Origin of the sequence: Bartonella sp. AA18HLJMS (genome assembly GCF_042197245.1) — a bacterium.
Classification (GTDB): Bacteria; Pseudomonadota; Alphaproteobacteria; order Rhizobiales; family Rhizobiaceae; genus Bartonella.
Genome location: NZ_JBHIRP010000003.1, coordinates 25205 through 40553 on the forward strand (window position 1 = coordinate 25205; position 15349 = coordinate 40553).

Below are 15349 nucleotides of genomic sequence, written 5' to 3' on the forward strand. Positions count from 1 at the left end.
TTTATACATCCTAAGCTATTACGGACTATATGTGATGATGAATCTGCTTCGTTTAGAATCAATAAAAGTAAGCGGACAACAACATTTATTAACGATTATCGATATTAAAGAAAGGCATTCGCACCTTACTGTATATATAACCGCTATTAAATTGTCCTTATTTCAAAGACTGCCGGCTTATAAAGCTTTCTATAAACACAAGTTGTAAACAGTATTTTTGTTTTAGTTAGATTTAAATAATAAATTGTTTTTACTATATTTTATAATATTTTTAAACAGGGTACAAGAAACCGCGTTAACTTTATCTTGATAAGTTTTTAAAATTTTTCCCTAAGCATATTCCTTTCTAAATAATTAACAGCTAGTATGTAGAAATTATGTGGAAGAGGACGTATCCCTTTTCCGGCTGTAAGAGTACGAGGCGAGTATGGCACGCAGAACAAAATTGCAAACATTTGAAGTTGAAGTTGAAGAAGCCCTCACAAAAGCTATGAACTTTGATTTCGATGACACAGGATTTGAAACGATATCATCCAATAATTCTGAAAATGTTGTTAATGTCGATGATCTGATTCAAAAAATTGCAATGGCAGAAGAAGAATTTTTTGCTGAAAACGGTACGTCAACTTTTGTTTCTAATATTCATGATGAAGCTGTTATTGATAAATCCGTTGTTGAACAGCTTTTTGCTCCAAAACCTTCACCTGATATTTCAGGTGGAACTGTTCATAATACATTATTGCCTACAAAACTTCTTCCCGCAAATGATGATATAACAACCCCTGTAAATTTTGGACCATTCAAGCAGCGTTCTTCCTCTCGAGTCTACTGGTACACAACAGCGCTTAGTGCTTTATGGGCAACGGGAGGAGCTTTTATTGCGCATAAGCTCGCACCTACCGGACTCAGCTCCTTATCCAATATCAGCACTTTTGTTACCTCCCCAACAGGACTTGCTGTAGCAGCCGGAACAGCAATTCCTATCCTTATATCTTGGGGCGTTGCTCAATTAACAAAACGTTCAAACGACTTGCATAATATTGCGCTTCTTATGACCAATGCTGCACAGCGCCTTAGTGAACCACAACATCTATCTGAAAAACAAGCTATTGCTATAGGGCAAACCATTCGTGAAGAAGTAGCGGCAATGAACGAAGGTATTGAACGTACTCTCGGACGTGCTGTTGAACTTGAAGCAATCATACAAGGTGAAGTTCACAATCTAGAACAAGCCTATGCTGAGAATGAATCACGCATTCACACATTAATCAAAGAATTAAGTAACGAACGTATAGCCATTTTGAATCATGCAGATCGCGTACAATCAACAATTAAAGGAACCCAAGAACAACTGAGTGATGAATTTGGTTTGGTTACCTCTAACATTGTAACCAATGTTGAAAAGCTTGCACAAACCCTTTCTCAAACTTTACAAAAACAAGGCGAAGACCTCGTTGAAAAACTTTCCTATGCTGGTGATGGCGTAACAAATCAGCTTGTTGAAAAATTTAACAAAACAACAACACAAATTCAGCAGAAAAACACGGAATTTTTTCATGAATTAGGAAAAAACTTCGATGGCTTTGCAAAACGATTTGATCATAATGAAAAACAAATAGAAAAAACTTTTAATGAAACAGCTGAAAAAGCAGAAGTACATGTTGCTAAAATTGCAACACATATACAAGCAGTAACAGATCAAACTTTGCACGCTGTTGATGAAAAGTTTAAAGCCTTGGATAAAGCTCTTATTGATCGTAATAATCAATCTCTACAGAATTTTGATGAGAAGATCTTAAAGCTCGACGACCAAGCACATAAACTCTCTTCTAAATTTGATAACGTAACCTCGCAAGCAATTGGAGCCTTTGAACAACGTTTAGCAACTGTTGATCTTTCTCTTAAAGAACATAGTGATTCCATCATTGATTCCTTTATAGAACGCAGTCAGGCTTTAGAGGATAATGCTGAAAAACTTGGTAACTTCTTGGAAGCTCATGTCTTGAAAATAAATGAGAACCTCCAAGAAAAAACAGCAGACATTACCCATGCATTTACAAATGGACGTGAAGCTATTCTTTCTGCAATTGATAAAAGTAAAGAAAGTCTGAGAGAAGAAATTCAATATGTCGACAATGCCATTGTTGATATCATACAAGAACGTTCACAAGATTTTAAAGTACAACTTTCTGATCAACGAGCTCTTATGGCAGACATGCTCGATAACGAGAAAAATAAAATTGCGGATACATTAAGAAATCAAATTGATGTTTTGTCCCAAAATACTTCTCATATTGAAAGAGTTTTGGCTGATAATGTTCAAGTCGTTGATAAACAAGCTGAAAATCATATTACAAACATCATCCAATGCACTGAAAAGTTACAAGATGTCATTGTACAAAGTTGTAATACAACCCAAGATGCTTTAGAAGCACAAGCGAGAAATATTGATATCCGTGCCGATGCTCTGCGCGATTCTTTAGCGATTAATAGTTTTTCTCTCAATGAAGTTCTTGCCGATCAAGCACGCACACTTGAACAACGCATGGAAACAATCCATAATCTCATTGCAAAAAGTGATATACGTGTCGATGTTGCATTGAAACAACAAATAGATTTAGTTGAGAGTGCAATTGTCGCCAATAATAAAAACATTACTGAAACGGTTCAAGATCATATCAAAAACCTTGAAAGCCATGCCGAAATTTTAAAAAATACGCTCTCTCAATCGAGTGGTGTTTTCTTTGAAACCCTTGAAACACGTATGGAATCATTCGATACAGATCTAGAAGATCGTGCACACAAAATTTTTGAACGGACAACAACGCTAGAGGAAACATTATCTGAAAAATTTAGCCAAATCTGTGAAGCCATTGATATGCAAACATCTGTTATTGAGGAACGTTCTGACACATTAAAAACGTCTCTCATGATTAGTAATGAGCAAAGTCAGATAATTCAACAAGCGCTGGAAAGCAGTGTTGACAATATGCGTGTAACCTTAGAAGACTCTGTTAATACAGTGACAGCTAACCTGCATAATAAGATTATAAAAGCTTCTGATATTCTTTCTTCTACGAGTGAACAAATTCTTTCATCTGTTACAAATGTTACTGCACAAGCAGAAAATATTCTCTCAGAATCAGGCAATCGCATTGTATCAAATGTCAAAAAAACTGTTTATGATACCAGTGAAAAAGTTCTGTCAGTTCTGTCTGAACAAACAGCGCATACTGTCGAAGCTTTCGCAACAGCCAGCCATAATGCACAAGCATTATTGAATGAAACTATTCACACATCAACAACAGCAATAGAACAAGTTCTTAATGAACGCTGTGATGTTCTTCATCACTCTATGCAAAATCTTAAAAATAATTTAGGATATCAGCTCTCTGATGTAACGAGCCGTCTGGAAGATGCTGGAAATCAAACAACAACACAAATTTCACAACATGTTGGAAAAATAACAGAGCTTACAAATCACTTAAATCAAGCAGCGCAAAATACGACAGAATCAATTGATTCTTTAACACAGCATATCGGTGAACAACTCTCTCTTTCCACACAAGATGCTGAACAAAGAATTTATGCGCATAATGAATCTTTAGTGAATAGCTTAACCAAAGCTAACTCTGAAACACTTCAAACAATAACGATTATGAAGGAAGAGCTTGTTAATAATGTCTCATCCATCTTAACACAGTTGAATCAATCAATTTACAATTTTCAGGAAAATAGTAATGTTTTATTATCGGCTGTTCAAAATATTGATGGGCAGTTTAATGAGAGTACGAATAATTTTTTCCGCAACACGGACCAAGTAGCAGAGCGTTTGTCAGCTTCAAATCAAGCGCTCAATACTAATGTTGAAATTCTGCAAGGACTTTCAAAGAGTACCTTTGAACAAATTAATCATATAACGAGCAGTTTTGGTGAACATGCAAAGACACTTTCCCAAACTATTCATGTTCTTGAACAGTCTGAAAATTCACTTAGTGCAACACTTGAAGAAAAACATAATACGCTTTCTGTATTAAGCGATGCTCTTGTTTCAAAGTCTCATGAAATTAATCAAATGATTGGGCATTATGAAAAAATCTTCAACTTAGCACTTGAACGCTCTGATAAGAATGCGCGTAACTCCACAAATTCATTCCAACAATCACTTAATAAGCTTGTTAGTGAAGCATCAACGCGTTTTTCAGAAGCAGCAGAAGATATACGTAGCTCGGCTGATGAAGTTCGTTTAGAGCTTTCAAAGATTAATAATGATATCAATGAAAATGTAAAAAAACTTCCAGAAAAAACAAAAGAAACAACGCAAATAATTCGCACAGCTTTGAATGAACAGATTACAGCGTTACAAGATTTAGTCAGTGTTATACAAAATGATCAAAAGAGCGCACAAAAACAGCTAATATCAGCATTTCCTACATCATCAATGTTTAATCAAAAAAGTGACAGTTCCACTGAGTCTGTTAAAAAGATTGTGCCACCTAAGCCTATTTTGCAACAAGATCAAAGCAAAAAAAGACCAAATAAATGGGTATCAAATCTCTTAGAAAGAGCTTCACGTGAAGAAACATTCTATGATGCTCCCCCTAGTGATGATGTTTTAACATCAGTGCAAACAAAACCATCTCCTGCAAACTGCTCTCTTAATTCATTAGCTTCTGGTATAGTGCAAGCTATTAATCACAATGCCATTATTGAGCTATGGGATCATTATCAACGTGGACAAAAAAACATCGTAACAGAACGCCTTTATACCTTAAATGGACAAAAAATATTTGAAATGATTAAGAAAAAATATATGAGCGATTTTGGGTTTAAACGTTCAGTGAATCAATATGTTACAGATTTCGAAAAGCTCTTACGTGATATATCGCGCAGTTCTGGCTCTTCCAACTCAGTTCGCAAGTACTTGATATCAGATACCGGAAAAGTTTATACTATGCTTGCTCATGCAAGTGGTCGAATCCAATAACAAATAAGAAAGTGGAAAAAGATATTTTTTCCACTTTCTCTCTCCAGTTGTTTTAATGGCTCATCATAGAATGCTTTTTTTTCAACTGTAGCTTTGTACTTCAAAGGTTGGGATAATTGGCATGCGGTTTTCTTTGATATCCTAAGCAATAACCCTAAAGAAGCGTAATGGCTTATCAAACAACGTATCATTCTAAGAATGATAAAGCATGTTTTCTATTTCCTTATCTTTTTCTTAACTCCTTTATTTTTCATAGTTTCATAAAGGTACAAAATCGGTAATAATTATTTTTATTAATTGTGAAAAAAATTCATGCTTTTGTATTAAAATAGCTCATAGAAACACTTCTATTTATTTTTTTAATGTTTTTTATCCACATATTACTCTCGTTTGAATTATGTAAGTAAATATTTTTTATTATATTAGATGAGTTTGAGCTAAAAGAATCTTATTGTATTCAAATTTCTCATTCAACATACGAGATGTTTCATTATAAATTATAAAGTTTGCATTATTAAGAGTTCAATTGAATAATAAACAAAACAACTCCCATTTTTAAAGTTCCAATTTCCTTTTAAATAGCTGCAAAAATAATTTATAAATTGCAAATTGTTATTTAAAATTTCTTCTACCTCCCTATAGAAATTTAAATAAAGAAGATGAAGTTAATAGAAAACACTCTTCTTTTCTTTCCTTAAGTTGTAAGCATTGCAAAAAAAATAATGGCTTGGTAATGTAATTATTAGTAATATTTTATTCGTTTGTAGACTAATCAATTTTTACGGGTTTTATTAAGGAAAGAAAAAACTAATCGTGCTGCTATTAATGAAATTATTCATGCACACAAACAAAAAGAATCATCAAACTGGTTTTACGATCCAGAAGAATTTTCTCATACTCATGCATTTTGATATTCAGAGAAATGAGGATTTATTAGTGGACAAAACCTTATCGTAGATGGAACATCTCATATACACATACGCTAACTTGGATATCATAAAAATGTCTAGAGAACGAAATAGTGATTTCAGTTCACCAAAAGCTGAACTTGACAGTGCCGCACTTTTTTATCACCAGTACCCTAAACCTGGAAAATTGGAAATACAAGCAACAAAACCTCTTGATAATCAACGTGATTTAGCTCTTGCTTATTCTCCAGGTGTTGCTGCACCATGTCTTGCAATTCATGAAGATCCTAATCTTGCTGCTCAATATACCTCCCGTTCTAATTTAGTCGCTGTTATATCCAATGGAACTGCTGTTCTTGGTTTAGGAAATATTGGTCCTCTTGCTTCAAAGCCAGTTATGGAAGGTAAAGCCGTTTTATTCAAAAAATTTGCGAATATTGATGTCTTTGATATTGAAATTGATGCATCCGATATAGAACAAATGGTACAAACGGTATCGACTTTAGAACCTACATTTGGTGGTATTAATCTTGAAGACATTAAGGCTCCTGAATGTTTTGACATCGAAGAAAAGCTTCGTGCTAAAATGAAAATTCCAGTTTTTCATGATGACCAACATGGAACTGCCATTATTGTTTCTGCGGCTGTATTAAATGCCTTAAATCTTTCAGGAAAAAAAATTGAAAATGCAAAAATAGTTACCTCAGGTGCAGGTGCTGCTGCCCTCGCTTGCCTTAATCTTTTGGTTCGTCTTGGGGCAAAAGTTGAAAATATTTGGCTTAGTGACTTAGAGGGAGTTGTTTATGAAGGTCGCAAGACCCTTATGGATCGTTGGAAAATCAATTACGCACAAAAAACGGACGCACGAACTTTATCTGATATTATTGATGATGCGGATATTTTTCTAGGCCTATCTGCAGGTGGTGTTTTAAAGCCTGAATATCTTAAAAGAATGGCTCAAAATCCACTCATTTTAGCACTGGCTAATCCAGTACCAGAAATTATGCCTGAAGAAGCACGCTCTATACGACCAGATGCAATGATCTGCACAGGACGCTCTGATTATCCCAATCAAGTTAATAATGTCCTTTGTTTTCCCTATATCTTCCGTGGTGCATTAGACGTAGGTGCTAGTGCAATTAATGAAGAAATGAAAATGGCCGCTGTTCATGCGATTGCTGCCCTTGCACGTGAAGAAACTTCAGATGTTGTAGCACGTGCATACTCAAAAGAACCACCCAATTTTGGACCAGACTATCTAATCCCCTCTCCTTTTGATCCGCGTTTAATACTGCGTATTGCCCCCGCTGTTGCTAAAGCAGCAATGACAACTGGTGTTGCCATTCGTCCCATTGAAGATATGGAGGCCTACTACGATATCCTCAATCGATTTGTCTTTCTTTCTGGTTTAACAATGAAACCTGTTTTTGCTGCAGCAAAAACAGCAAAACGTAAACGCGTCATCTATGCCAATGGTGAAGATGAACGCGTCCTTCGTGCAGCACAAGTTGTCATTGAAGAACAAACAGCAACGCCCCTCCTTATCGGCCGTCCACATGTCGTAGAAGCAAGATTGAAACGCTTTGGTTTAAGAATTCGTCCTGGTATAGATTTTGAATTAACAAACCCTGAAGATGATCCACGTTTTCGTGATTATGTTAATTTATTTTTTCATTATACAGGGAGGCGTGGTGTTACGCCTGAAATGGCAAAAACAGTAGTGAGAACATCAACAACGGCTATTGCTGCCCTTGCCGTTATGCGTGAAGAAGCAGATGCAATGATTTGCGGCTTAGAAGGACGCTTTGAACGTCAACTTGAATTGATTGAACAAATTATCGGTCTTGATCCTCATGTTCACCGTTTTTCTGCTATGAGTTTGCTTATCTCTCAACAACGTACTCTTTTCCTCACAGATACTTACGTCAATGAAAATCCTTCTGCAGAAGAAATCGCTGAAATGACTGTGTTGGCAGCTCAAGAAGTTGAAGCATTTGGAATAACACCAAAAGCAGCCTTATTATCACACTCAAACTTTGGTTCTAAAAACACAGAAAGTGCGCGTAAAATGCGACGTGCAACAGAAATTCTTGCCAAATTACACCCTGATTTAGAAGCAGATGGTGAAATGCATGCTGATGCTGCCCTTTCCAAAGTTTTTCGTGATCGTGTTTTTCCTAATTCTCGTCTTAAAAGTGAAGCTAATTTGCTTGTCTTTCCAACACTTGATTCAGCCAATATCACGCTCAACACTGTTAAAAGCCTCACAAATGCACTCCATGTTGGTCCTATTCTAATCGGGGCAGCACGTCCCGCCCATATCTTAACGCCTTCAGTAACTTCTCGGGGAGTTGTTAATATAACAGCCCTTGCTGTCCTTGCTGCCAATAGAAAAAATAGTCTTGTAAAATAAATGCGCAATAAAATTTCAAAGTTTTTTAAATATTGAGATATAGTATTTCATGTACTGTAAACCTCTTTTCTCTATAGATAAAGACAGCTATATTCTGGATTAAGTCTTTTTTTTAAAGAGAAAAAAGGCTAGAAGAACAATATTAAATGTATTTTGAATTTACTAACTCTATAATAAGGAATCCGTACATTGCCTTCCACGTTTGATAAAGTTGCTGATATCATTGCAGAAATCAGTGAAATTGATCGCAATACAATTACACCTGAGAGTCATACAATTGACGATTTAGGAATCGACAGTCTTGATTTTCTTGATATTGTTTTCGCTATTGATAAAGCTTTTGGAATAAAAGTCCCTCTAGAACAATGGACACAAGAAGTCAACGAAGGTACCGTTGCAACAGAAGAATACTTTGTTCTTAAAAACCTTTGTGCAAAAATTGATGATCTCGTTGCCTTAAAACAGGCGGAGTAGTTTTTTCGCCATGCATGATCAATCTGTATTCATCACTGGTATAGGTCTCATAAGCTCTCTGGGGGAAGGAACTGATCAACATTGGAATCTCTTAAATGATCCAATCCGTACACCAAACCTAGATTATACAACTTTTTCACCTTACACGGTTCATAAATTGCCCGAAATTGATTGGAGTTTACAAATTCCTAAAAAAAGTGATCAACGGCAAATGGGAACATGGCAGCGTCTTGGTACCTATGCGGCTGGTCTTGCTCTTGATGATGCCGGCATGAAAAATAATGAACAACTCACTTCAACAATGGATATGATCGTAGCGGCAAGTGGGGGAGAACGTGATATTACTGTTGATACACAGATTCTTTCTAAAGCGCGCGCTGTTGCCGATCATGCTTCTATGTTAAATGTTGCTCTTTCAACTGAACTTCGTCCAACATTATTTTTGGCACAACTTTCAAACCTTTTGGCAGGAAACATTTCAATTGTTCATAAAGTCACTGGATCATCTCGTACATTTATGGGAGAAGAAGGCAGTGGTCTTTCTGCACTTCAAATTGCTGTAGCTCGTATTAAATCAGGTCAAAGCACCCATGCTCTTGTAGGAAGTTCCTATAATGCACAAAGTTATGATATGTTGTTGGCGCATGAGCTTGGTGGTCTTTTAACCCATAATGGATGGAGCCCAGTGTGGGATCGTGGAATCTATCCAGGCGGCGGTGTCATAGCAGGTTCTGGTGGGATCTTCCTAGTTATTGAAAGTGGAGAACATGCCAAAAAACGCAATGCACGTGCTTATGCTGAAATTAGCCAAATTATTACAGACCAAACAGATAGAACCAAAATTCCACTTAGAGATTCAATTGCAACAATATTAAAAACTGCGGGCGCTAAATCTGCCTTAGCCATTTCAGCAGCCTCAGGAGCTCACGAAGCAACAAAAGCAGAACAAAATGCTCTTGATAATGCTGATCTATCTTACCGTGGCATTACAACATTATTTGGTTATATGCGGGAAGCACAATTTCCTCTAGCTCTAGCTCTTGCAGCACTTTCAATTGAAAAAAAACATTGTTTTCCAGCGTTAAGTCCTCATGAAAAACCTTTTTCTAAAGAAGTACGTGAAATATTTGTTACAACTATTGGTATAAAAAGAGCTGAAGGTATTGTGCGTCTTACAGCTGTTTGAAGGGGAATTTCTATAGTGAAATATCATGATCATTTTGGGCGTCCACTTGTAGCAATAACTGGTGCAGGCATTGTCACATCACTGGGACAAGGGAAACATGAAAATTGGCAAAAATTAACAAGTGGTGTAAGTGGTATCCACAAAATAACACGTTTTCCCGTTGAGGGATTAAATACATATATTGCTGGAACAATTGATTTTCTTAAAGAAAGTACACTTGGTGCTTCAGCTCTCTCTGAGAAGCTTGCATATCTTTCTGCTGAAGAAGCTTTAGAACAAGCTGCTATTGATAAAAAAAAATTTAATGGACCACTCTTTCTAGCTGCTCCTCCTGTTGAACTTGAATGGAAAGCACGTTTTAGTCTTGATCAAGAGGAGGAATTCAATAATGAGCCTTCTTATGCACATCTTCTTAAAGTCTGTAAGGATAAACTCCATGAGACGCTTTTTGAAGCCACACAATTTGGTGCAATTGCAGAAAAACTTCAAAAAACATTTGGCACAAAAGGACTTCCTGTTACACTTTCCACTGCCTGTGCATCTGGTGCAACAGCAATTCAATTAGGTGTTGAGTCTATTAGACGGGGAGAAACAAATCGAGCTCTCATAATTGCGACAGATGGATCAGTTTCAGCAGAATCTCTCATCCGTTTTTCGTTACTATCTGCTCTTTCAACTCAGAATGAGCCTCCAGAAAAAGCAGCAAAACCCTTTAGCCGTGATCGAGATGGTTTTGTTATGGCAGAAGGCTCAGGCGCTCTTGTTCTTGAATCTCTTCAAAGCGCATTAAACCGTAATGCTACAGTTTTAGGAATTTTAGCTGGCTGTGGAGAAACCGCCGATGACTTTCACCGTACACGTTCAAAACCCGATGCATCACCAGCAATTGAATCCGTTCGCAAAGCTTTAAACGATGCAAAAATAACCATCAATGAAATTGACTATATTAATGCCCACGGAACTTCAACACCTGAAAATGAGAAAATGGAATATCTTGCATTATCAACAGTATTCGGTGATCTTTTAGAGCATATTCCTGTCTCTTCTAATAAATCAATGATTGGGCATACATTAACTGCTGCTGGTGCAATAGAAGCGGTTTTTTCGCTTTTAACCATTCAATCGGGAATACTCCCACCAACAATAAATTATGATAATCCTGACCCTACTATCCCCTTAGATGTTGTTCCTCATCATAGCCGTAAGTCCTGTGTCAATGCGGTTTTGTCAAACTCATTTGGATTTGGTGGTCAAAATATGAGTCTTGTTATCACTGCATATAAAGGATAATCCTGTAATAATAAAATTTTATAACGCTAACCAATAATATATTTAAGGGGGATGATAATGCGTGCACTGCAACTCTTCGATGATCGTCGGCTTGAAATCACCAATATTTCCCCGCCATCTTCACCTAGTATAGGTGAAGTAACTGTGCGGATAAAAGCCGTTGCTCTTAATCATATTGATGTATGGGGATGGCGTGGCATGGCTTTTGCGAAAAGAAAAATGCCACTCATCATTGGTGCAGAAGCCTCTGGTGAGGTTATACAAATAGGAGATGGCGTTGAACATCTCCAACTTGGACAGATTGTCTCAATTTATGGTGCACAAACCTGCGGAGTATGCCAAGCTTGTCATGAAGGACGGGATAATCTTTGCAGTAATGTAAAGGGAGTCTATGGTTTTCACCTTGATGGATTTGCGTGTGAGCTTGTCAATTTGCCAGCACGTTTATTAGTTCCATCACCTCCCCAATGTGATGAATTGCAAGCAGCAGTTGCTCCAATTACTTTTGGTACCGTAGAACATATGCTTTTCGATAACGCAAAACTACAAGCAGGAGAAACAATCCTAGTACAGGCTGGTGGCTCAGGTATTGGTTCTGCAGCCATTCAACTTGCAAAACACATGGGCTGTACAGTTATCACAACTGTAGGTTCAGATGAAAAAATTGCAAAAGCACACTCTCTTGGGGCAGATCATGTGATTAATTATCGTAAAGATCGTTTTGAAGGTGTAGTGCGTAAATTAACCCAAAAAAAAGGTGTTGACGTTGTTTTTGAGCATGTTGGTGTCGATACATGGAACGGTTCTCTGTTATGTATGAAAAAAGGAGCACGCTTAGTGACTTGCGGTTCTACCTCTGGTGTTTCAGCACCAATAAATCTCATGCAATTATTCCAGCAACAGCTTAAGATATTCGGTTCATTTGGCTGCCGTATGGAAAATATGAAAAATGCCATGCAAAAAATGGCACAAAAAGCCGTACACCCTGTCATTGATACAATTGTTGGGCTGGATGAAATTGATACAGCTTTAAAACGAATGGAGAGTCGTGATGTTTTTGGTAAAATTATCCTTAAAATCGATTAAATCATGATGAAGCTTTCTCTTAAAAATCTCATATATCGTATTAAAATTATAGCTAAAAAAATATCCTACTTGTTATGGGCATATCTACTCTTTGGTTCTTTATTTATTCTAAAATGTTTTCCAGCCAAAATGGGAATTTCTTTTTTTGCTTGGTTAGCAAAAAAAATTGGTCCCCTTGTACATCGTCATCAAATCACACTTGCAAACCTTAGGAGTGCATATCCAGAAAAAACAGAGCAAGAACTCCGTGCGATTGCAATAGAAATGTGGGAAAATATAGGACGTTTCCTAGCTGAATATATTTTTCTTGATAAAATTTTTGATTTTGATCCTCATGCAGACGAGCCAGGTTTCATTGAGGTTAAAGGCATTGAAATATTTGAGCGATTAAAAAATGAAAAAAAACCACATATTTTTTTCACCGCACATACTGGCAATTTTGAACTTCTGCCTATTTGTGCACAAAGTTTTGATCTTAATGTTACGGTATTATTTAGACCACCCAATAATCCCTATGTTGCCAAACGAATCCTTAAAGCACGACAAACTTCTATGGGACATCTTGTTCCCTCCAAGGCCGGTGCAGCATGGGCATTAGCAGCCAAATTAGAAGAAGGTGAAAATGTTGGTATGCTCGTTGATCAAAAATTTCGCCGCGGTATCATGGGAACATTTTTTAACAGACCTCTTAAAACAAACCCCTTAATTATAAAACTTGCTCGACAATATGACTGTGATATTTATCCAGCACGTTGTATTCGTTTGCCTAGTGGACGTCATCGTTTAGAGTTATATGAACATGTAGAACTTCCACGTGATGAAAAAAATGATATCGATATAGCTGCTTCTACACAAAAATTAAATGATATTGTTGAATCTTGGGTCCGTGAATATCCTGGACAATGGATGTGGTTACATAGACGTTGGGACATCTAACATAAGCTCTATTGCTTACAAAGGAAGTGCAAAATGTTGGCCTCAAAAGATATCAAAGATCTCACTGCAATTATCACTGCATTACGAAACTCTGATAATGGTTGTATCTGGCATAAAAAACAAACTTTTGAATCCCTCATACCCTATATGCTCGAAGAAGTTTACGAAGTCATTGATGCCATTGAACGAAAAAATCGAAAGGATCTCTGTGAAGAACTTGGGGATCTTCTTTTACAAGTTGCCTATCATGCTACCATAGCACAAGAAGAAGGCAGCTTTACTTTTGAAGATGTTGTTTATGCAATCACGGAAAAAATGATTCGACGCCATCCTCATGTTTTTGGAAATGCCGAGCAAAAAAAACGAGGATTTATAAAAGAGGAGTGGGAATATATAAAAAAAAGAGAACAGGTTGAACAAAAAAGAATGTGCGAAGAAAAAAACAACAATTCCTCCATAAGCATACTCGCAACAGTAAAACAAATCCAGCCAGCAAACCAAGAGGCACTTGCTTTACAAGAAACAGCAGCTAAAGTAGGTTTTGATTGGCAAAAAAGTGATAAAGTTTTTGAAAAAATAGAAGAAGAACTGGAAGAGCTCAAAGAAGCCATCAAAAATAAACAAAACTCAGAGATAGAAGCAGAGTTTGGAGATCTCTACTTTATACTTCTTAATCTCGCGCGCCACTTAGCGATTGATTCACAAAAAGCATTAAAAAAAACGAATATAAAATTTCGAAATCGTTTCGCCTATATTGAAGAAAAGCTATCCACTCAATCTAAAACGCTCACTGACGCATCCTTGAATGAAATGGAAGCACTTTGGAAGCAAGCTAAAAATGAACGATAAAAAATAGTAGATTTCTTCTACCTAAAAGAACAAGCCCCTCTAAAATTACTAAATTATAATTTAGCTCAGCTCAATTTGTTTTATATTGATCCTGCGTAGCAGGACGAAGTTCCACCGATTCGCCACACCCGCATGCTGATACTTGATTAGGATTTTTAAAGACAAAACCAGACCGAAGCGTTGTCACTTCATAATCCATCTGCGTCCCTAATAAAAATAATACCGCATCATGTGCTACAAAAACACGGGCACCATTCACTTCAACAACATCCGCATCTATCCCCTTTTCTTTGACAAGAGTAATTGTATACTCCATCCCTGCACAACCACCTTTTTTGATACCAACAAGAATACCCTGTGCATCTTTTGCATCCATAATCGCTTTAACACGATCCACTGCTGCTTGCGTCAAATTTATTACCGAAAAACGGCTCATCCTTTACTCTTTTCTTAGTTCAATAGACACTTTGAAAGTTTTTCCTCTACAATATTTTATCTGATATTTTAGAAAAAAAACAACAAAACATGAATTAAAGCATTCTGATCTTGCATATTTCGGTAAAAATACATACCCGTAAAATGAGATTTGTGATTATACAATCCAGAACTTACAATTTTTTATCCATATAAAATGAAAATACCTCGTCTATAAGACTCTAAAAAACGAAAACTTTTCAAAACCATACATTCACTCCTCTTCTTTTGAAAATCTTTATCTTTTTAGAAAAGTAACGATTAGGTAAGAAAAAAATATACCTTCAGCACTCATTTGCTCCAATTCATACCCCTAAATTCACCAATCTTACCCCCTCCTCACAATCTCAAAAGTAATTAAATGCATACATCTATTAACTATAGAGCTAAAAATTTAATGATCACAAAGAATTTTACAAATTCGTTATTTATCTTGAATTAACAACAAAATATTGATGTCCAAAATTTTTACTTTCAAAAGCTCTAAGTGCAAGAGCATTTTAGATTTTATTCTGTTTATTTTTTCTCTTGCCTTTAAAGAAACAGTCATTTAATCGTTTTACACGAACTCGGAGCGTAGCGCAGCTTGGTAGCGCACTTGACTGGGGGTCAAGGGGTCGTGGGTTCAAATCCCGCCGCTCCGACCATTTTTAAAATGCTATAAAATAAGCTTACTTAAAAAGTGAATTATTATGCATTTCAATTGCACACACATGAACTTCTTCTTCAACGTAGAATAATGTGCA

General features: G+C 36.5%; 9 protein-coding genes and 1 tRNA gene. 9 read left to right on the top strand and 1 reads right to left on the bottom strand.

All coding sequences use genetic code 11. The features are described from left to right. The first annotated feature begins 427 nt into the window (after positions 1 to 427). The 8 genes from ACFINW_RS03080 to mazG all read left to right on the top strand — a co-directional run bounded on the left by ACFINW_RS03080 (position 428) and on the right by mazG (position 14129). On the top strand, positions 428 to 4987 hold the full coding sequence (locus ACFINW_RS03080) for a hypothetical protein (RefSeq protein ID WP_375673784.1): 4560 nt from the start codon (positions 428 to 430) through the stop codon (positions 4985 to 4987). A gap of 1002 nt (positions 4988 to 5989) precedes the next feature. Continuing rightward, positions 5990 to 8308, top strand: coding sequence for an NADP-dependent malic enzyme (locus ACFINW_RS03085; protein ID WP_375611563.1), 2319 nt, complete (start codon positions 5990 to 5992; stop codon positions 8306 to 8308). Between the two features lie 189 nt (positions 8309 to 8497). Next, positions 8498 to 8782 (top strand): acyl carrier protein, encoded by a 285-nt coding sequence (locus tag ACFINW_RS03090; protein WP_005773457.1) that lies wholly within the window; start codon positions 8498 to 8500, stop codon positions 8780 to 8782. 10 nt (positions 8783 to 8792) lie between these two features. Further along, positions 8793 to 9968 (top strand): beta-ketoacyl-ACP synthase, encoded by a 1176-nt coding sequence (locus ACFINW_RS03095; protein WP_375640382.1) that lies wholly within the window; start codon positions 8793 to 8795, stop codon positions 9966 to 9968. Between the two features lie 15 nt (positions 9969 to 9983). Beyond that, positions 9984 to 11258, top strand: a complete 1275-nt coding sequence (locus tag ACFINW_RS03100) for a beta-ketoacyl-ACP synthase (RefSeq protein WP_375611561.1) — start codon at positions 9984 to 9986, stop codon at positions 11256 to 11258. A gap of 57 nt (positions 11259 to 11315) precedes the next feature. Next, positions 11316 to 12344, top strand: coding sequence for a zinc-binding dehydrogenase (locus ACFINW_RS03105; RefSeq protein ID WP_375613072.1), 1029 nt, complete (start codon positions 11316 to 11318; stop codon positions 12342 to 12344). A 6-nt stretch (positions 12345 to 12350) separates the two neighbouring features. Continuing rightward, positions 12351 to 13280, top strand: a complete 930-nt coding sequence (locus ACFINW_RS03110; protein ID WP_273791402.1) for a lipid A biosynthesis lauroyl acyltransferase — start codon at positions 12351 to 12353, stop codon at positions 13278 to 13280. Between the two features lie 33 nt (positions 13281 to 13313). Beyond that, positions 13314 to 14129 (top strand): nucleoside triphosphate pyrophosphohydrolase, encoded by an 816-nt coding sequence (gene mazG / locus ACFINW_RS03115; RefSeq protein ID WP_375621309.1) that lies wholly within the window; start codon positions 13314 to 13316, stop codon positions 14127 to 14129. A 70-nt stretch (positions 14130 to 14199) separates the two neighbouring features. On the opposite strand, the gene ACFINW_RS03120 is transcribed toward mazG, so the two are convergent. After that, the gene (locus ACFINW_RS03120; RefSeq protein WP_375618518.1) at positions 14200 to 14565 is read right to left on the bottom strand and encodes an iron-sulfur cluster assembly accessory protein; all 366 of its coding nucleotides are present in this window, start codon (positions 14563 to 14565) and stop codon (positions 14200 to 14202) included. A 608-nt stretch (positions 14566 to 15173) separates the two neighbouring features. On the opposite strand from ACFINW_RS03120, the gene ACFINW_RS03125 reads away from it, so the two are divergent. After that, positions 15174 to 15250 (top strand) — tRNA-Pro (locus ACFINW_RS03125). Positions 15251 to 15349 lie beyond the last annotated feature (99 nt).

Excerpts from the sequence above, each read along its gene's own strand:
- ACFINW_RS03080 (WP_375673784.1), top strand. The coding sequence starts at position 428 with ATGGCACGCAGAACAAAATTGCAAACATTTGAAGTTGAAGTTGAAGAA.
- ACFINW_RS03110 (WP_273791402.1), top strand. The coding sequence starts at position 12,351 with ATGAAGCTTTCTCTTAAAAATCTCATATATCGTATTAAAATTATAGCT.
- ACFINW_RS03085 (WP_375611563.1), top strand. The coding sequence starts at position 5,990 with ATGTCTAGAGAACGAAATAGTGATTTCAGTTCACCAAAAGCTGAACTT.
- ACFINW_RS03120 (WP_375618518.1), bottom strand. The coding sequence starts at position 14,565 with ATGAGCCGTTTTTCGGTAATAAATTTGACGCAAGCAGCAGTGGATCGT.
- mazG (WP_375621309.1), top strand. The coding sequence starts at position 13,314 with ATGTTGGCCTCAAAAGATATCAAAGATCTCACTGCAATTATCACTGCA.
- ACFINW_RS03105 (WP_375613072.1), top strand. The coding sequence starts at position 11,316 with ATGCGTGCACTGCAACTCTTCGATGATCGTCGGCTTGAAATCACCAAT.
- ACFINW_RS03095 (WP_375640382.1), top strand. The coding sequence starts at position 8,793 with ATGCATGATCAATCTGTATTCATCACTGGTATAGGTCTCATAAGCTCT.